This window comes from Evansella cellulosilytica DSM 2522, assembly GCF_000177235.2.
GTDB lineage: Bacteria > Bacillota > Bacilli > Bacillales > Salisediminibacteriaceae > Evansella > Evansella cellulosilytica.
The window spans coordinates 2,406,941-2,426,764 of sequence record NC_014829.1; the positions used below are offsets into that span (position 1 = coordinate 2,406,941).

Sequence of the window (19,824 nt, forward strand, 5' to 3'; positions counted from 1 at the left end):
CCTTGCAGGAGAAAGAACGCTATTTAGACCTGCCTCTGGAGGATGTCATCGGAGATAGGTTTGGTCGATACAGTAAATATATTATTCAAGATAGGGCTTTACCAGACGCGAGGGATGGTTTAAAGCCAGTTCAACGCCGTATTTTATATGCGATGTATACCGATCGAAATACCTCGGATAAGCCATTCCGAAAGGCAGCCAAAACTGTTGGTAATGTTATCGGTAACTACCATCCTCATGGAGATTCATCTGTTTATGATGCGATGATAAGACAAAGCCAAGATTGGAAAATGAGACACCTTCTCGTGCAAATGCACGGGAATAATGGTTCGATTGATGGAGACCCACCTGCTGCAATGCGTTATACAGAAGCAAGGCTTTCCGCTATTTCCGCTGAATTATTAAAAGACATAGAAAAAGATACTGTTGATTTCATGTTAAACTTTGATGATTCACTTGAAGAGCCAGTTGTACTTCCATCCCGTTTTCCCAATTTACTTGTAAATGGCTCAACTGGTATTTCTAGTGGTTATGCGACTGATATACCGCCACATCACTTAGGTGAAGTAATTGATGCGGCGATACACCATATGGAGCATCCTGACTCTACTGTCGATGACCTTATGAAGCATATTAAAGGACCTGACTTTCCAACTGGAGGAACTATACAGGGCGTTGATGGGCTTAAAAAAGCTTATGAAACTGGAAAAGGCAAAATTGTTTTAAGAGGAAAAGCAGAGATTGAAGATGTACGTGGCGGGAAACAGCAAATAGTGATTACAGAAATTCCTTATGAGGTGAATAAAGCTAACTTAGTGAAGCGTATGGACGAGCTTCGTATCGATAAAAAAGTCGACGGTATTGCTGAAGTTCGTGATGATACAGACCGTACGGGACTTCGTATTGTCGTGGAATTAAAGAAAGAGGCTGATTCAAAAGGAATTCTACATTATTTATACAAAAATACCGATTTACAAGTTTCGTATAATTTCAATATGGTCGCTATCTTTAATAAAACACCGAAGCTTCTTGGCTTAAAGCATATGCTTGAAGCATATATTAACCATCAAAAAGAAGTAGTGACGAGACGTACAAAATTTGATTTAAATAAAGCGAAAGAAAGAGCTCATATTGTTGAAGGCTTAATAAAAGCGATATCTATTTTGGATGAAGTTATCCAAACAATTAGAGCATCTAAAGATAAAAAAGATGCAAAAGACCGTCTTCAAGACATGTATCAATTTACAGAGCCACAAGCTGAAGCAATTGTAACATTACAGCTATACAGATTAACAAATACTGATGTTACTACACTCGAGGAGGAAGCGAGTGAGCTAAAAAAACTTATTGAAAAGCTTGAGGCAATTTTATCATCAGAGAAAAATTTGATTAATGAAATTAAACGAGAACTAAAAGAAATTAAAAAGAAATATGCAGAAGCTCGAAGAACTGTTATTGAGCAAGAAATAGAAGATTTAAAAATAAATCTAGAAGTTGTTATTCCTTCAGAAGATGTGAGAGTAACGGTTACGAAGGAAGGATATGTAAAGCGTTCTAGCCTTCGATCGTATGCAGCCTCTAACGGGGAGCCACCAGGAATGAAGGAGACGGATCGATTATTGTACTCCTTGGAAATAAATACGACAGACACTTTATTATTGTTTACTAGAAAAGGATCATTTTTATTTTTACCAGTACACCAGCTTCCTGAAATTAGATGGAAGGATAGTGGCCAACACGTAGCAAATTTAGTAGCAATGGATAATGATGATGATATATTAACAGCTATTCCTGTAAAGGAATTTAATGACAGTGAGTATGTCCTATTTGCTACAAAGCTAGGAATGGTGAAAAAAACCGTATTGTCTGAGTATAAGGCTCAGCGAAATTCTAAAGCGTTAATGGCAGTAAAGCTTAAAAAAGATGATGAAGTTATATCTGTAACTTTATCTGATGGTACACACGATATTTTCTTTGCTACACATACAGGCTACGGACTATGGTTTACTGAGGAAGAAGTTAGTGCTACAGGGCAAAGAACTGCTGGTGTTAAAGCGATAAACTTAAAAAAGGATGACTTTGTAGTTAGTTGTATGAGTTTTAAAGAAGAAAGTCCTCCTGATTTATTTTTAGTTACACAAAGAGCAGCTTATAAAAAGATGAAGCTAAACGTATTTGAAAAAACATCTAGAGCAAAGCGCGGATTAGTGATGCTAAAGGAACTAAAACGTTATCCTCATAGAGTGGCTTCATTATTACCTATTACAAAGTATGGAAGCATTTTCGTTCAGACTAAGAACGGAAATACGGATACTATTGAAGTAGCATCTATTAGATCTAATGACCGATATACAAATGGATCGTTCTTATTTGATACTGGAGATACTGGTGAAGTAATTGATGTTTGGTTTGAAGAAGGAGATGCTCCGAATACCGATCTTGACGATGAAGGCTCTTCTCGAAATGCGATAAATAATGCAGATGATGATCAAACACAGTTATTTTAGTAGAAATGATTACATTTAAATTTAATATTGACTTGGACTTGGTTGAAAGATACCAAGTCTTTTTTTATTTAAAAATTATTTACCATAATCTTATTATGTAAACTAATTAGTAGGGTGCTGTTATCTGTTTATTTACACATTTTATTTATTTACTTAGATTGTTTTGTATAAGTTTCCAATAAAAATAAATAATAACTATATATGAAAGGGGAGGATACTCATGTTTAATATGCTCTTTAAGAAAAAGCAACAACAACCTATTAAAAACCTTTCTTTTGATCACTATATATCCTCCTATGTCAATAAGGATGCAGCTTTACCAGTTTCATCGATTGTTGTTAAACAACAGTTTAACGAAATATTTAAGGATAGCGTTGATTTTTCAGAGAGAGATTTTCAATTAGAAACAGGTAGATCTGTCTATATATGTTATATTGCAGGACTTATTAATAACGATCAATTAGAAGAAACAGTGATTAAACCGTTATTAATGAATGCGCAAAATTTATCTAACGTTCATGATCTCGGTAACGTATTTACTGTAACGAAATATAAAACTGCAACGAGCTGGAAAGAAGCGATCGACAATATATTAGAAGGTTGCATTGTTCTTCATATTGATCAGCAAGAGCCAATCATTATTTATTTGCCACATAAAAATGAAAGAAGTCCACAAGATCCAACAACAGAATATCAAGTGTACGGAGCTAAATTAGGGTTTGTAGAAAGTAGCCGAAAAAATATAGGGATCGTTAGACAATTTATTAAAGATCCACGTTTACGTTGCAAAGAATATCAGCTCGGTCAAGTGAGTGGTACACATGTATCGGTTATGTATTTTGATGGATATTGTCAGCCTGAAGTTATTCAGCATTTAGATTCTCTATTAAGTAGTTATAATAATGAACATCTTCTAGGAACAGGACAATTAACAAAATATATATCGAAGCATCCGTATTCACTTTTCCCGCAAACACAAAAAACAGAGAGGCCCGATTTAGTTGCTTTCTCTCTCGTACAAGGGAAAGCCATTATATTTATGGATAATTCAACATTTGCGATTATCTCACCAGTTACTTTGATGGATATGATTGAAACGAGTGAGGATCGAGCGTTTTTTGTACCTTGGAATTTATTTTTCATAAGAATTTTACGTCTCATTAGCTTGTTTATCGGGACTATTTTACCTGCATTATATGTATCGTTAGTTGCATTTCAACCAGAATTGATTCCTACGAACTTAACAATCAGTGTTGCACAAGCGAGAATTAACATTCCTTTACCGGCAACTGCTGAGGCTTATTTAATGATGTTTGCCCTCGATGTATTAGTAGAAGCTAGTATTCGATTACCGAGTTTCGTTGGACAAACAATTGGTATTGTAGGTGGTCTAGTTATCGGTCAAGCTGCCGTAGAGGCTGGGTTAGTGAGTAATACAATGGTTATTGTCATAGCATTTACGGCAATTGCAACATTTACTTTACCATCGTGGGAATTTGTTAACTCGTGGAGAATTACTCGTTACTTATTAGTAACAGCTGCAGCATTTTTAGGTCTTTATGGATTAGTGTTAGCAGTAGGATTTTTACTCGTTCATTTATGTAAACTAGATTCGATGAATAAACCATTTATGTATCCTTTTGCACCATTCGATGCTAAAGGCATTGCACACTTTTTTATGCCGAAAAGATAAGGGACGATTGATTCTTCTAGACACGTTAGGGTGAAGGCTATGGATATTAAAAATAAATATAACAAGCTAGGGAGTGTAGAGCTATTTGTTTTCACTTACTGCTCAACGGTGACAATTGGCTTTATATTTCTTCCTTATATATCAAATGAAGAAATAAGAAGTGCTTGGTTAAAAGTCATTGTTGCCGTTTTTCCATTTTTATTATTTATATATTTATTTAAGAAAGTAACAGTTAAGCATGACACTACTGATATTTTCGGTTTATTTAAGAAATTGTCACCATCCTGGATTTTTTACATCGTCATAGCTTATTTCTTTATTAGCAGTGTTTATAGTATTTTTTTTGGTACAAAAAGCTTAATTATTATCGTCCAAACGTATTTAATGCAAGATACACTTCAATGGAAAATTGGTATTTCTTTTTTATTTGTAGTAGCATTATCCGTATTCTATGGCATTCATTCGATATCAAGAATGCTTGTTGTTATTTTCTTTCATGAAATCATTTTGTTGATGAGTCTTTTTTTATTTTTATTCTCTGATGACTTTCGTTGGATAAACGTCCCACCAACATTCGGAGTTGATGCATGGACATTCATGAAAAGTAGTTTGTCGGATTTGACTCGCTATGGTGGTATTGTTGCTCTACTAGCGTATGTGCCTTATGTGAATAAAGACGTGAAGATCTTTCGACCCATTACATTTAGCTTAATTATGGTAATGATCACATACGCCCTCATCTGTATCGTTACTCTAGGTGTGTTTGGTTTTGAACAGGCACTCACATTGCTCTCACCTGTTACAGCACTGATGCAAACGACAACTTCGCCGACAGGATTATTTGAACGGCTAGACTTATTTTTCTTAACCGTCTGGGTGATGTCTTTTTTCAAAATTGGTATGATTTACTTATGGTTTTCAAGTAAATTGCTAGTCAAGATCATTCCAGTTAAACCAAAATGGGAATGGATACACATTTCTATCATTTCGATTGCAGTAATGGTGTTAGTTGTTTTAACACCAAGTATTACCAATTTAGATTGGCGCCCATATAACATGAACATGCTTATATATAGTTTAACGTTACCAATCATGCTATTTCTGTACTTACTTATGCGTAGGAAAAAAAATAGTCAAGGGAATGAGCAAAATGGGTAATAAACAAATAGCATTATATATAATAATTACATTGTTATTATTATCTGGGTGTACGACAGATTCTAGAGAAATTGACCAACGGACGATGATACTAGGTATGGGGATCGATATTGGAGAAAATGGCGAATATATCGTATCTGTACAAGTGCCGGTAATAGTCCCGACCGAAAACAGTGGTGCTCTTAGTGCGAATGAATATGAAACGATTATTGCTAAAGGGGAATCTGTATGGGAAGCTATTTCTCAAATAGAAGCGTATACACCAACCGTATTGTTTTTTGGCCATTTGAAAGCGGTGATGATCGGTGAAAGAATTGCGAGACAAGGTTTACAAGATATACTTGATGTGCTTGATAGACGTGCACCTCTTGCAAATCAAATATATTTGCTCATAATTAGAGAAAGTAATGAGGTTAGTGACTTTTTAGAGGAGGAATCAAACTTAATTAGCTTACCATCGTTATATATAGATCGCTTTTTCCATGCTGATCAAAAAGTTTCTAGAACAGGACCAGTAAAGCTTTTTGAATTTAGAAGAGATATTAATATGGTATCAAATGCTGGTTTTATCCCTTTAGCCTATAGTGATGGGAACATTGTCATTGAAGATAAAGCAGTGATAAAAAATGGTAAGCTCGTTGGTCAATTAGTAGGGAAAGAAGCAGGAGTGAGTCATCTACTAAGAGATTTACAATTAGAAAATGCGAATTACTCCATTGATCTAGAACAAAATGGTACAGAAATAAATGTATCCGCAAGATTAAAAGGGACAGCAGACATGGATATAAAGAAAACAGATCCAGTAGAGATTGATCTAGACGTTAATTTAAAAGGGGAACTCGTTCATTTGTCAGAACAAGCATTTAGATCAACCAAGGATCATATGGATGAAATTACAGAAACGTTAGAAAACGAAGTGAAGAAAGATTTGGAGCATACTATTAATAAAATGAAAGAAATAAATGTAGAACCTTGGCTTATTGGCCATCAAATTTGGGCAAAGCATTATGATCACTTTAAACAACTAAACTGGGAGGAAACTGGCTGGAGGGATTCTGTATTTCATATTAATGTTCAAGTGGAAATGGAGCAGACAGGACAGCGTGGTATGCTAGAGAAAAAGAAACTTGGAAGATAATGATGGGAAATCTAATGTTAGGTTATTGAAAAAACTTAGCATTAGATTTTTCCTGTCTCAAAATATTAAGTATTCTTTAATTATGATACAGAATTTGTATTCAATTATTGATTCCTATAATAGATGTTATGTAAACTAATAAAAGAAGTTATTTAAGTGGTTATTCATTTCATCATTATTATAACGTCCTCTATTACATCACATCATATAAAAAAGACCGTCGCAATGACAGCCTTCATATTTTCTAAATTAGTTGTTCTGTGAATAAAGTTTTATTTCTTTAATTAATAGTTGTTCAATTTGTTCATCATGAAATAATTCAACTCCATACGAGAAATCATTGAATTCTGCTTTTTGCCACATTAATTTACCATCTAATTTCAACTCATCGTTAGCCAGTTTAAATTGTAACTGTACTTCTATATCGTTGTTATTAGCAGCTAGGTCAAGTGTACTCTTTAGTTTAATGCCTTTAGGACTAATATCCATGATTTCAGCATTTCCTTTCGTACTTGAAATCTTTTTATCGTTTATGCTTGTAATATGCATGTGACAAGTAACCGGTTTACCAAATTCGTAACGAAATGGTTCTTCTCGTTTATACCTCACTTCACTGCTCTCCTTTTACAAGTTCTATTTTATTTATTTTTGGAATTTTGATTTCTACATTTGTTCCAACATTTTCTTTACTTTTAACATTAATTGTACCATTATGCTCTCTTATTATTTGATAACAAAGCATTAAACCTAGTCCTATTCCCTTTTCTTTAATACTAAAATAAGGTTCTCCTAACTTTTGAACACGCTCCTGTGACATCCCTACTCCATTATCAATAACTGTAAATACAGTAAACGTGTTATCTTCAATCACTTGTAATAATATCTTTCCCCCATTTTGTAAGGCATCAAAGCTATTTTGAATTAAATGAATTAATACACGTTTTATTTGCTCTATATCACAATAAATTGTAGAAACGTTATCGGCTACTTCAATTGTTAATGTAATGTTTCTTATTTTAGCTAGTTTTGAAAAAGAGTTTTCTAAATTAAAGAGAACTTGATTGACGTTTGCGTGTAACATCACGTTCGATTTTGGTTTAGTTAAAGAGATAAAGTCTCTCGTTATAGATTCAACATGCTCAAACTCTTGAATAATAATATCATAATACTTTTGCTTTATTGTTTTATTCTTTAATAGCTGAATAAAACCTTTAATAGTAGTGAGAGGATTTCTTATCTCATGTGCAAAACCTGCAGCAAGTTCACTAACGACCACTTGTTTATGATTTTTTTGCAATAGTTCTTCTGTTTTTCTTTTTTCTGTTATGTCTCTTCCAACTACTACTATGTGTTCGACATAGCCATCTTTACCAATAATCGGTGTACCAGTTGCTTCGATGATTCTCCAATTACGTGTTTCATCCCAACAACGAAACTCAACTTGAGATGTTTCTTTAGACTGCATAATCACTACTAAGTTTTCTTTTAGCTTCATTATATCCTCAGGGTGACAATACTCAAAAGATAGTTTCCCAAGGAGATTTTCATACTTAGGACCGATATATTTTTTGTGGGAAGGAGAAACATATTTCACTCTTCCTTCAACATTTAACAGCAAAATTAAATCCGACATATTTTCTGCAATTAAGCGGTACTTTTCTTCACTTTTTTGAAGCGCATCCTCTGCTTTTTTCCGGTCCGTAATATCAATACACGATCCAATCACTTCGATAATTTCCATTCCAACACGTACAGGCCTTAATGTAGTTAAAAAATGAATGCCATTAGCTTCGCCTTCATAAGTAACATTTTCTTCACCATACCAAGCTCTTTCATAATAAACTGTTATTTCATCAGCGAGGCTTGGTGCAAAGTCTTTAAACTCTTTTCCTACAATTTCGCTTGGTATGAAGCCAAGCTTATAAACAAGCTCTCCGTCACATAGTGTATGAATATATTTGCCATTAATCTTTTTAAATTTTTTTATCATCCCTTGTTGGAGCCTAATCGTTTCCTGTAAATCTTTTTTCGCAAGATGGACAAGCTCTTCAGCCCACATCTTTTCATTATAGTCTTTGGTTAAACCAAATTGTTTTACTGACTTTTGAATGGTCGGAAATTTTTCCTCTAATACACTAGGAGGCAGTGGCTTACTAAATAAAAAACCTTGCCCTTCATGACATAAATGCTGTTGTAAAAATGCGAGCTGTTCTTTTGTTTCAATCCCTTCAGCGACAACATTTAAATTTAAATTTCGTGCCATTGAAATAATTGTCTTTACAATCGTCTCTTCATCCGGGTTATTATGAAGCTCACTAACAAACGAACGATCAATTTTTAAAGTATTGACCGGGAATTTTTTCAAGTAATATAAAGAGCTAAAGCCTGTACCAAAATCATCGATACTTACTTGTATACCTAGCTTCTTTATTTCCTCTAATGTAGCAACAGTTCGAGTGATGTCAGCAGTCATACTTTCTGTTATTTCTATTTCTAATAAATGTGGATCTAAGCCTGTATTAAATAATGTATTTTTTATAACTGAAGCTAAATTTGTATGTGCAAATTGTTTTGGTGAGAGGTTAACTGACACTACACAGGACATCCCACTTACCTGCCATATTTTGTTTTGTTTACATGCTTCCTCTAATACCCAGTTCCCAATTGGGACGATAAGTCCTGAATCCTCTGCTATCGGAATAAACGATGCTGGTGAAATAAGTCCCCACTTTGGATGTTCCCACCGAATGAGTGCTTCTACTCCAATAAGTTCTCCAGTTGATAAGTTTATTCTTGGCTGATAATGTAGTGTGAATTGTTTTTGTTCAATTGCTTTCCTAAGCTCAACTTCAATTGTATATGGATTCATATCGCCATTAAATTCTGCAGAGGAGAAAAAGTGATATTGACCATTTCCACTTTTCTTTGCTTGGTACATAGCGAACTCTGCGTGTTTATATAATAAATCCTTCGTCTTTCCATCTTCAGGAAAAATACTAACTCCAATACTAGGAGAAGTAAAAATATCATATGATTTAATTTTAAACGGTGATGTTAACAAATTAATTATATTGTCCACTACTTTTAATACTTGATCTTTCTTAATAGATGGAAGAACAATGACGAACTCATCACCTCCTTTTCTAACGAGTAGATCACTTTTAGATACGATAGACACTAACCTTTTACCTACTTCTTTCAATAATTGGTCCCCGATAGTATGGCCAATGCTATCATTGATAACTTTAAATCGATCTAAATCGATAATTAACAAAGCAAGTCTTGTACATTCATATTTTGCTTTATAAATTTCTGATTCTAAAAAGCTATCAAGCATATATTGATTTGGTAAACCTGTTAAATTATCGTGATATACAAGTTGGTGAATTTCTTCTTCATATAATTTTCTTTCAGTTATATCACGGTAGTTAACTATAATTCCTTTTATTTTTTTATCAAACAGGTGGTTTGTTGCTGTAACTTCACAAAATATCCAACTTCCATCAGCGTGTCTTAATCTCATTTCTTTCGTAACTTTAGAGATTTTATTATTTACTAGGTCATCAAATAAGTTCCTAACTGTATGTAATTCATTAGGGTGAATAAGCTGAAAACTATTTAATCCTTTTATTTCATTTTGTGTGTAACCAAGAACTTTAGCGAGTGCTGGACTTTGGTAAATGATACCTCCATCTTTATTGATAATCCCGATAACATCTGTAGAGTATCGAAGTAGCGCTTCAAATTCTTGAACATTATTTTGAACTGGACTTTTTTCTTGTTCAAAAACTGTGTTCTTATTGTTATTGCTAGATTGGTTAACCATCTTATTCACCTACTTATTTTTTTATTTGTTAGATAGTAAAATATTGGACACATTCGGTTCGTTATATATGAAATAAACTTCCCCATCTAATTCTATTTCTTGTAGAATTTTAAGCTCATGAAGTTGTTTAACATGGAAGTAATAGTCATTTATTTTAAATGTTGATAAATGAAAAGTATTCAACATCAGTATAAGCAAAATTCTCTTATTCAATAAATGCAATGAACGACTCGTATTCATCATAGATTATCCCCTCTTAGTAATTTACTAACTACTTTTTAACATTTGGTTTATGTTTTCATTTTCTAGTAAATGTTAGTTAACGTAAATCACCATCAACTCTTATTTTGTTAAAGGGATAATATAAAATAATAGGAATGTATTCCTAGTCCAAATAAGATGACTAGGAATACATTCGCTTATTTAAAAAGGGTAATGTTGATTTACACGAAGGTGCGAGAGCATACGGGAATAGTATTTGCTGAATATCCCACAGAAAGCGAGCGTCATAAAGCGAAAATCATCAACAAAGTTTAACATAGTAACATAGGTAATAAAAAAGAAGGACTATAGATTCCACTATAGAGCCTTCTTTTTATTCATACTATGAATTTGGTGAATATCCCATTTGATAGACCTTTGCGATGGCTTGTGAGCGATCTGTACAATCAAGCTTTTGCAATATTTTTGTCATATGATTCTTTACGGTATGGTCACTTATAAAAAGTGTATTAGCTATATCACTATTACTATACCCCTTAAGAACTAAATCTAAAACATCCAACTCACGTTTAGATAGCTTTAAATCCTCTGTTATTTTTGATTTAGGTGATCGTTCCTCCATATTTATAGGAGATTTGTTTTCACTTGATATCATAATCTCGCTTTCAGTTATATTTACTTGACTAATAAATTGAATAAATGAACTTCTTTTACTTTCCGATATATGAGTTAGGTTGCGGATACTTTCTATGTTTTCATTATGGAGTACATAGTGTGATATTAGAGCTAGAATATCAGATTTTTCATTCAATGCAACTTTTCTTTCTACTGCTTCCCAGTAGCCTTCTAATATTGATAATATGTTTTGGTCACTTATATACTCCTTTAGAAACTCTGGTCTATATGAAATCAGTTGACTTGCTTTATCCATCGCATCATCAAGTGGCCTATTTGTATAAACTAAATATTCGAGGAGAATTTTCCTCACTTTCTCATTTAAGTGGAATTGTTCAAGGTTTGTATGCTGTAATGAGTAATAAAGCATTGTAATGGCTTTATTATCAGGCATATGACTTTTGTTGTTTAAACGGAGATGAATCGAGATACCACCTGCTACTGCTAGTGAAGCTAAAAAGGAACGATAGCTATCACTTTTAGTTTGATCAGAAATGCCAACACATAAAACACCGTAGAGCTTTTGATTAAAGAATAGGGGAAACTCAAGTACTTCAGTTCCCCAACTAGTAGTACTACTAGTATAATTGAAATTTAATTTTTTTAATGCCTCTGCTGATAAAAACCTTGTAGCTACATGTTGACAGTAATCGTTTATTTCAATTTGTGACATACCTCTAGAAACGATATCAACTTTATTATGATCTTCTTCATTTATAAATAAAATACATGAAAATGGACCTCTAACAATATTAATACTAATGTCTACAAGGATATACAGTACTCTCTTAATATCCTCTACTGATGTGATAACCTTGAATATTTCGTTAAATGTTGATAGCTTCATTAAGTGATTATGTTGATCTTCCTTTAATGTTTCCATTGTAGAAAGTGTACTTAATAGAGTAGCGTATATCTTGAAATTCTCGATATCATGTTCGTAAAGCATTTTGTCACTACTCAATCCAAATAAAACACCATAAACTTTGTTATTTACGTAAAATGGTGTACATATTAATGATTGAACCTCAATACCATTTCTAGTGAATAAGTTTACCCTAGGATCTGTACTAATATCTCTCCAAAACTGTGGTTTATTTGTTGCGAGCGCTTGACCTAAAAAGCCTTCTCCTATTTGAAACGTATGTCCGTATAACTTATCACCATCTTTACCCGTCGTAGAAACAACAGAAAAAAGATCATTTTCTGTTTCTATTGCTGCACCAATGATATCAATATTCATATTTGACACTTGAAGACTCTTAATAAATGAAGAAACGGTAACAGTTCCTTGTATAATACAATCTAAGCTCTCGTTAACTAATTTCAAATGCTCTTCCCCTTGCTTTTTTTCAAACAAGACTCTAGATTTATAAGTAACGATTTTTGAAAACTCATTTATTTGCTTGAACTTGTATTGAATTTCTTGTTGATCAAGGATAGTGACATTATTCAAGGCTAATGTTAATTGCTCTGTTTCAGAAAAAAACTGTGAAACCCGTGTATAAAGATATTTTTTTGTAAATGCATCTACGATATAACCAGCTATAATAAAATACCGATTACCACCACTTGGAATAATTGGAGAAACGATTACCTTCCCACCAAGTGGACTATCGACAAGGACAGTATGCTTAATAGCAAGAAGTGGTTGTAAAAACTGAGCAAAATACGACTTATGACCATATTTTTCATATACAAGCTCTGTAAATGAACAGTTTCCACTAACTGTAGTTAGTTCATTACCAGTGCTATCGACAATAACGATATTTAAACCTGTTAAAGCTGAAAATGCATCTTGTACATGTTGATTAAATTTAAACATCTGATTCATATTAACATCTCATCTATTTGGTTAATTTTTGGCTGGACGTATCGATAAATGGCTGAATCGCCTTCTCCGATCATCTCAAGTATAGTACTATGTACTAATTTTTCTAGTACAGGCTGTAAGTCTATTGGATTTCTACCTAGTCGTCTACCTAGTCCATGTAACGTCTCGTAGGAGTATGGGTTTTCTTGGAAAAATATCGTGCATTCCACTTCTAAAGGATTAAAGTTTAATGGTTCCATTGAACCCCCCCCTATATTAACCTTATAAAAGGCTTCGACTGTATATTTTGTACTAATAAAGGTTGTGACATAATTCCTTGTGGGGATTTCCTTACTTGAAAATACTGGTAGTTACCATCTACCCATGTTTGTAATACACCATTACACGTTCTTTCTAAAAAGCTAGCAGTTTCACTCCCTATTTCTGTGAAGTTACATAATGCCAATAAAGTAATACCCGAAGAACTTGTTTTTGCCACCTCTGCAGGAAAATGCTTCTTTACGAAGTCCCTCCCTCTCTGAGAAACTACTGTATTTAAGTCATAATAGATAAACCATCTTTCATCCCTTTCTAAACTCTTTTCAACGACTGGCGTTAACGTTTCAATAATCGCTTTGTTATATTGCTCATTGTCAAAATTGTGCACCTTTATAACAGATGATTTGTATGCATCTGGAATTGGCCTATCATAGTGCTCAATAAAATAAATCTTTTTTTGTTTTGCGAGCGCTTCTATATCAACACCAAATAAACGATATAAATGCTCCATATCTAAAATCGTCATTAAACTAGACAATAGTATGACTATATTTTCTCCGGCAAGTGCTCTTTTACTAATAATAGATCCGATGAAATATTTATAATTAGCTTTACTATTCGTATCTAATATTAAGGAAGTCCCCTTTTGGATACCTCCTAATAGTAATCTATCAAGAGCAGGAACTCCTGTACTAATAGTTGTATCTTCATGCAATGTAATTGCTTTATCCTCAACCATGGATAAGGAAGGGATTAAATCAATACCTGCATTATTGATACGGTAAATATGCTCCCCTTCTTTAATACAACAGCCACGCATTTTGAGAACCTCTAATGTTCTTTTTCTGTATATGGTATGATGTCCCTGTAATGATAACCGAATAACCCCATCTAAAACGTAACTTACAAAAGGAATTTCTTCTTCCGATTTATTAGTTTGTTCATGAATTAATATAGAAGATAAACGATGCTTCCTTAAAATATTTCTTATTGTATAAATATTGTCTCTCGCTTCTTTTTGATTTTCCATTCCAAAGCTAAAGAGGCTCAAGCTATCAATAACAATTCTTTTACAATTAATTTCTTTTATTACTTGATCAAAAATACCATTGGATTTTTTCATTTGCTCTAACAAAACATCTGGAGATATACAAATAACCCTTAGCTTATTTTCCTTTTCAAGAGATTTTATATCCCACCCGAATGAATCCATATCGTTATATATTTGATCTGGAAACTCTTCAAATGTAATATAAATTCCGGATTCATTGTTGTTTAATGCGCCATCATATAGAAATTGCATTCCTAATATAGTTTTGCCTGTTCCTGGCGCTCCTTCTAGCAATATAGAAGAACCAGTAGGAAATCCCCCATTTAAAATATAGTCTAATCCTTCTATACCTGATGTCGTATATGTATACATTGATGGTCCCCCTTTTGCTTATACGAATACCCCTTTCATTATACAGAAATATAAGAGACAAAAGGCTACATAAATAAAAAAATGTAAAAAACTACTATATAATAGAAATAAATAGATTGTACATTAATAAAAATTAGTAATAAAATTGTAAAATAATTGTTCAGTTGGTAAAAGTGAACGGTCTTTTGGAGTAATAATACCGACAGATCTTTTCAAATTTGGCTTTCTTAATGGTATCTTTACTGTTGATTTAGGAATACTATCCATTAATGTCATTTCTGGCATTAATGTAACCCCAAGACCAGCTGACACTAAACCTTTTAAGGCATCTACGTCATCACCTTCAAAAGCGATTTTTGGTTCAAAGCCAATCTCTTGGCATGCATCCAACACGATCTTTCTATAAGTAAACCCTTCTGGAAGAAGTACAAAGGGATCGTCAATAAGGTCTAATAAATCTATTGTTTTATAATATGCCATTGGATGGTTTGCTGGTAATAGTGCGACAACATTTTCGTGAAATAATACTTTAGTATCTATATTTCTTTCTTCTTTAACAATAGGTGCTATTAATGCCAAATTGAAATAACCTTTCCTAACACTGTCAACGAGTTCATTGTAGAGTGCTTGCTTCAGATGAAATTGTGCCTCAGGATATAGTTGGCGAAATGCGTAAATAGCTCTCGGCAGTGTGTATGCCGCAAGACTACTTGGAAATGCAATACGAACAGTACCCTTTTCTGGCTCTAAATAATCTAACACTTCTTTTTTTGCGTCCTCCATTAAGTTCATTGCATGCTTTACTCTTTCTAAAAATAACTTACCGATTGGCGTTAATTTAACAGATCTACCATCTCGAATAAATAAATCGACACCTAATTCTTTCTCTAAATTAAAGATTTGTCTACTAACAGCCGATTGTGCAACATGTAGCGCATAAGCTGCATCTGTAACATGCTCACGATCTGCAACTTCAATGAAATATTTGATCTGTCTAAATTCCAATGTTACTCCCTCCTTACCGACGGATCTATAAAAAGCATAGGTGTTATCTGTTTTTGATATTGTTTACGTGATTATTAAATTATAAAATACAGCATAGTAGAAAATCTAACATATTTTTAAATTCGTCACTATTTTTTAACATTTATTTTCACTAGGAGGTTAAATATGAGTACAGCAGTAAAAGAAAACCAAGAAGTACAACATTATGTTAACGGTGTATATGAGCAAGTAAAAAAAAGCAATGCGCATGAGACTGAGTTTTTACAAGCGGTAAAGGAAGTGTTAGATTCATTAGTTCCTGTTTTAGCTAAAAACCCTCAGTATATAAAGCATGCAATATTAGAAAGAATGGTTGAACCTGAAAGAACGATTTCTTTTAGAGTTCCTTGGGTAGACGATCAAGGGAATGTAAAAGTGAATCGTGGTTATCGTGTCCAGTTTAATAGTGCTATTGGTCCTTATAAAGGTGGGTTAAGATTTCACCCATCAGTGAATCAGAGTATTATCAAGTTTTTAGGATTTGAACAAATATTTAAAAATTCTTTAACTGGACAACCTATTGGTGGCGGTAAAGGTGGATCTGACTTTGATCCTAAAGGGAAATCCGATTTTGAAATTATGAGATTTACACAAAGTTTTATGTCTGAATTAAGTAAGTATATAGGACCTGATACAGATGTACCAGCTGGAGACATTGGTGTTGGGGCTAGAGAAATTGGCTATATGTTTGGGCAGTATAAAAAAATGCGCGGTGCCTATGAAGCAGGAGTACTAACAGGTAAAGGTGTAGGTTATGGAGGAAGTCTTGCCCGTAAAGAAGCTACCGGTTACGGCACAGTGTATTTTGTTAATGAGATGCTAAAAAGTAAAGGCTTGAGTTTTAAAGACAGTACAGTTGTCGTATCAGGGTCAGGAAATGTTTCGATCTATGCTATGGAAAAAGCAATGGAACTTGGTGCTAAAATCCTAGCATGTAGTGACTCAAGTGGATATGTATATGATCGAAATGGCATTGACTTAAATACTGTTAAACGCTTAAAAGAAGTAGAAGGTAAAAGAATTTCTGAATATGTGAAGGAACATCCTGGTTCAGTTTTTTATGAAGGTTTTGGGGGTATTTGGAAAATACCTTGTGACATTGCGCTTCCTTGTGCTACACAAAATGAAATCGATGAAGAAGCTGCGAAACTATTAGTTGCAAATGGCGTAAAAGCCATTGGTGAAGGTGCTAATATGCCTTCCACTTTAGAAGCTGTAGATGTGTTTCTTGAAAACAATGTACTGTTTGGCCCTGCTAAAGCAGCTAATGCTGGAGGAGTAGCAGTATCAGCACTTGAAATGGCTCAAAATAGTGCAAGACTATCTTGGACTTTTGACGAGGTTGATGGAAAGCTAAAAGAGATTATGACAAATATTTACAACGACAGCTTAAAAGCGGCAGAGGAATATGGTGTTCCAGGTAACCTTGTAGTTGGAGCGAACATTGCTGGTTTTGTCAAAGTAGCGGATGCTATGATTACGCAAGGGGTCATATAAGTCCCCCACTCCTAACATTTGCATTACGAAAGTAAATTTGTTAGAGTAAAATAAAGTTCATATTCTTAACTTCAATCCTAATTTGAAGTGAGTTTAGAGGTGCAAAAACCATTAGTACACTTTTAGAGGATGATGAGATCCTATGAAAAATGTGGAAAGGGGAATTTGCCGAAGCGGCATACTACTCACAAGTATGTTGCTGGTTCTGTCATTGAATAAGTGCAGGACTGTCATATAGTTCATTTTTAATGACACTATATGGAGGGCTATCTCACGCTAGAATAATCATTTAGTAAACTGATATCTAGCAGCAACGATGTCCTCGTTGCTGCTTTTTTATGTTTAAGTAATGATTGTTCACCTGATTTAGCTCTATTCACGAACTTTTTTCGACTAGTCGAAACTAAAATCTGTTGAATAGAGGTGCTTTACATGAATTTTGGAACATTAATAACTGCGATGATTACGCCATTCGATCATGATGAAGAAATTGATTATCCGGCAACTAAATCACTGATTCACTATTTAATTGACAATGGATCCGACAGCATTGTCATTGGAGGAACAACAGGTGAATCTCCTACATTGACAATAGAAGAAAAAACTGATTTTTTTAAGTATGTAGTAAAAGAAGTAGACGGGAGGATTCCTGTAATAGCTGGTACAGGAACAAACAGCACAAAATCATCTATACAGCTAACAAAAATTGCTGAAGAGAGCGGTGTTGATGCTGCGATGCTTGTTGCTCCTTATTATAATAAGCCAAGTCAGGAAGGGATATATCGACACTTTGAAAAAATTGCTCATAGTACCTCCCTCCCAATCATGCTTTATAATATTCCTGGGCGTTGCTCTGTTAACATAGACCCAAATACTATTATTAAGCTCTCAAACATTGACAATATTGTGGCAGTGAAAGAAGCCAGTGGAGATATAAATGCTATTGCCGCAATTGCTGAAAAAACGTATGATTCGTTTTATGTATACTGTGGTGATGATAGTTTAACATTACCTACTCTTTCGGTTGGTGGTCATGGTGTTGTTTCAGTAGCATCACACATATTAGGGAGTGAAATGAAAGAAATGATTGATGCCCATGAAACTGGAAATGCATTATTGGCAAAACAGTTACATCAAGAATTATTACCAATGATGCATGCTCTATTTATTGCTCCAAATCCAACACCTGTTAAAGCAGCACTAGAAATGTTTGGAATAAATGCTGGCTCAGTAAGAATGCCATTAGTACCTTTAACTCAGGAAGAGTCAAAAGTATTATATGAATGTTTACAACATAAGCTGCTGTCTAGAGCTGTTTAATTATATCCCCTCCCCTTCTATCGTTTAAAAATGTGTTAAAATACAAATGAATAAGAAGAGGAGGCTTCATTTTGATTGCAGTAGTATACGACTTAGAACTCGTGAAACGATTCAAAAAAGGACAGTTGAGTGAAATTATTGAGATTGGTGCATGTAAGGTAGACTTAACATCTCTTAAAATAATTGACGATATCCAAATTTATATGCTCCCGAAAAATGGATATATTCCGAAGAGCTCCAGAAAGTTTATCAATATGACTCAAGATGATGTTAAAAGTGCGATACCCTTTTCAGATGGCATGAAGAAATTCATTTTTTGGCTACAAAAAGAAGAAGATTATTTTCTATGTTCTTGGGGAAAAGACGATAAAGTACACTTCATCGATCAATGTCTTCGAAATAACATGAAGTTAAAGTGGTTTAAGAATTACAATGATATTCAGCCACAAATCGGAAAAGCATTAAAACAAAATACGAAAAATCAGTTAGGCTTAAAAAATGCGCTACATTTAGCAAATATTGAGCCCGTTGGTCAAGCGCATAGAGGTATTGATGACACGATTAACACCGCATTGTTATTAATAAAATACTTTGATGAAGTTACATTACGTACTAACATGATTACTGAAAAAGAATTAAATCTTTTCGAATCGAAACGTAAAAAAAGGCGAAATCGCCCCCACTCTAAAAGTGAGAAACAAATAAAACATATACACTCCACTGATAAAATATAAAGGTTGGCCAAGAACTAAACTTCTGGTCAACCTTTATTTCATTTTAATATTAATTATTGTGAAGTTGCTAACACGTTACAAATTAGTATAACCACTTGCTACTACCTATGGCATAAACGCTCCAAAACATTTTCAAAAAACAGGCGTCCTCCCTATTTCATTTAATTAGCTGGTACATACGCTAATCGTATAGAAGGAAATAAGAGTATAAATTTCCTGAATTAAATATAAAGGGTGTGGCTAATGTCAGTAAACTATTACTACCAATTATGTCAAGATAACATCGGCCAGGATGTAGAAATTACAGATCATCACGGAAAGAAGTACTTTGGTAAAATTGAAAAAGTAGACCATGAAAATGTTTATTTACGTCAAGAACCAGCACCAAGTGAGCAAACTGGACCAGGATTATTCTTTTTTCCGTTAGCAGTCGGTGCACTCATTGCTATTCCATTAATCGGAATAGCAGGTTTTCGTCGTAGAGCGTACTATTAA

Annotated in this window: 15 protein-coding genes and 1 riboswitch; of the genes, 8 read left to right on the forward strand and 7 right to left on the reverse strand. The window is 33.8% G+C overall.

The window, feature by feature from the left end; all coding sequences use genetic code 11:
* Positions 1-2: 2 nt before the first annotated feature.
* The 4 genes from parC to BCELL_RS11015 all read left to right on the forward strand — a co-directional run bounded on the left by parC (position 3) and on the right by BCELL_RS11015 (position 6,496).
* Positions 3-2,507 carry a DNA topoisomerase IV subunit A gene (gene parC / locus BCELL_RS11000; RefSeq protein ID WP_013488812.1) on the forward strand — a complete coding sequence of 835 codons (2,505 nt, stop codon included), beginning with the start codon at positions 3-5 and terminating at the stop codon, positions 2,505-2,507.
* A gap of 220 nt (positions 2,508-2,727) precedes the next feature.
* Positions 2,728-4,200, forward strand: a complete 1,473-nt coding sequence (locus BCELL_RS11005) for a spore germination protein (protein WP_013488813.1) — start codon at positions 2,728-2,730, stop codon at positions 4,198-4,200.
* A gap of 39 nt (positions 4,201-4,239) precedes the next feature.
* Entirely contained in the window at positions 4,240-5,358 is a 1,119-nt protein-coding gene (locus BCELL_RS11010; protein WP_013488814.1) for a GerAB/ArcD/ProY family transporter, read from the forward strand.
* Entirely contained in the window at positions 5,351-6,496 is a 1,146-nt protein-coding gene (locus BCELL_RS11015) for a Ger(x)C family spore germination protein (protein ID WP_013488815.1), read from the forward strand. The genes BCELL_RS11010 and BCELL_RS11015 overlap by 8 nt, the downstream gene beginning before the upstream one ends.
* 249 nt (positions 6,497-6,745) lie before the next feature.
* Here BCELL_RS11015 and BCELL_RS11020 read toward each other — a convergent pair whose 3' ends face one another.
* From BCELL_RS11020 to gltC, 7 genes are all read right to left on the reverse strand, one after another.
* A complete protein-coding gene (locus tag BCELL_RS11020; RefSeq protein ID WP_013488816.1) occupies positions 6,746-7,105 on the reverse strand; it encodes a PilZ domain-containing protein in 360 nt (119 codons plus the stop codon).
* Between the two features lies 1 nt (position 7,106).
* Positions 7,107-10,322 carry an EAL domain-containing protein gene (locus BCELL_RS21625; RefSeq protein WP_013488817.1) on the reverse strand — a complete coding sequence of 1,072 codons (3,216 nt, stop codon included), beginning with the start codon at positions 10,320-10,322 and terminating at the stop codon, positions 7,107-7,109.
* A 21-nt stretch (positions 10,323-10,343) separates the two neighbouring features.
* Positions 10,344-10,565, reverse strand: a complete 222-nt coding sequence (locus tag BCELL_RS11030) for a hypothetical protein (RefSeq protein ID WP_013488818.1) — start codon at positions 10,563-10,565, stop codon at positions 10,344-10,346.
* Positions 10,566-10,926: 361 nt separating this feature from the next.
* Positions 10,927-13,053, reverse strand: coding sequence for a LuxR C-terminal-related transcriptional regulator (locus BCELL_RS21630; RefSeq protein ID WP_013488819.1), 2,127 nt, complete (start codon positions 13,051-13,053; stop codon positions 10,927-10,929).
* Positions 13,050-13,292 (reverse strand): hypothetical protein, encoded by a 243-nt coding sequence (locus BCELL_RS11040; protein WP_013488820.1) that lies wholly within the window; start codon positions 13,290-13,292, stop codon positions 13,050-13,052. The genes BCELL_RS21630 and BCELL_RS11040 overlap by 4 nt, the downstream gene beginning before the upstream one ends.
* An 11-nt stretch (positions 13,293-13,303) precedes the next feature.
* On the reverse strand, positions 13,304-14,734 hold the full coding sequence (locus tag BCELL_RS11045; RefSeq protein ID WP_013488821.1) for an ATPase domain-containing protein: 1,431 nt from the start codon (positions 14,732-14,734) through the stop codon (positions 13,304-13,306).
* A gap of 123 nt (positions 14,735-14,857) precedes the next feature.
* Entirely contained in the window at positions 14,858-15,739 is an 882-nt protein-coding gene (gene gltC / locus BCELL_RS11050; RefSeq protein WP_013488822.1) for a glutamate biosynthesis transcriptional regulator GltC, read from the reverse strand.
* 165 nt (positions 15,740-15,904) lie between these two features.
* Here gltC and gdhA point away from each other — a divergent pair, with 165 nt between their 5' ends.
* From gdhA to BCELL_RS11070, 4 genes are all read left to right on the forward strand, one after another.
* Positions 15,905-17,275, forward strand: a complete 1,371-nt coding sequence (gene gdhA / locus BCELL_RS11055; protein ID WP_013488823.1) for an NADP-specific glutamate dehydrogenase — start codon at positions 15,905-15,907, stop codon at positions 17,273-17,275.
* 86 nt (positions 17,276-17,361) lie between these two features.
* Positions 17,362-17,552: riboswitch (Lysine riboswitch) on the forward strand.
* A 155-nt stretch (positions 17,553-17,707) separates the two neighbouring features.
* Positions 17,708-18,595: a 4-hydroxy-tetrahydrodipicolinate synthase gene (gene dapA / locus BCELL_RS11060; protein WP_013488824.1), complete on the forward strand. Its 888-nt coding sequence runs from the start codon at positions 17,708-17,710 to the stop codon at positions 18,593-18,595.
* A gap of 71 nt (positions 18,596-18,666) precedes the next feature.
* Complete coding sequence (locus tag BCELL_RS11065; RefSeq protein WP_013488825.1) at positions 18,667-19,329, forward strand: 3'-5' exonuclease; 663 nt, start codon at positions 18,667-18,669, stop codon at positions 19,327-19,329.
* Between the two features lie 243 nt (positions 19,330-19,572).
* Positions 19,573-19,824, forward strand: coding sequence for a hypothetical protein (locus BCELL_RS11070; protein ID WP_013488826.1), 252 nt, complete (start codon positions 19,573-19,575; stop codon positions 19,822-19,824).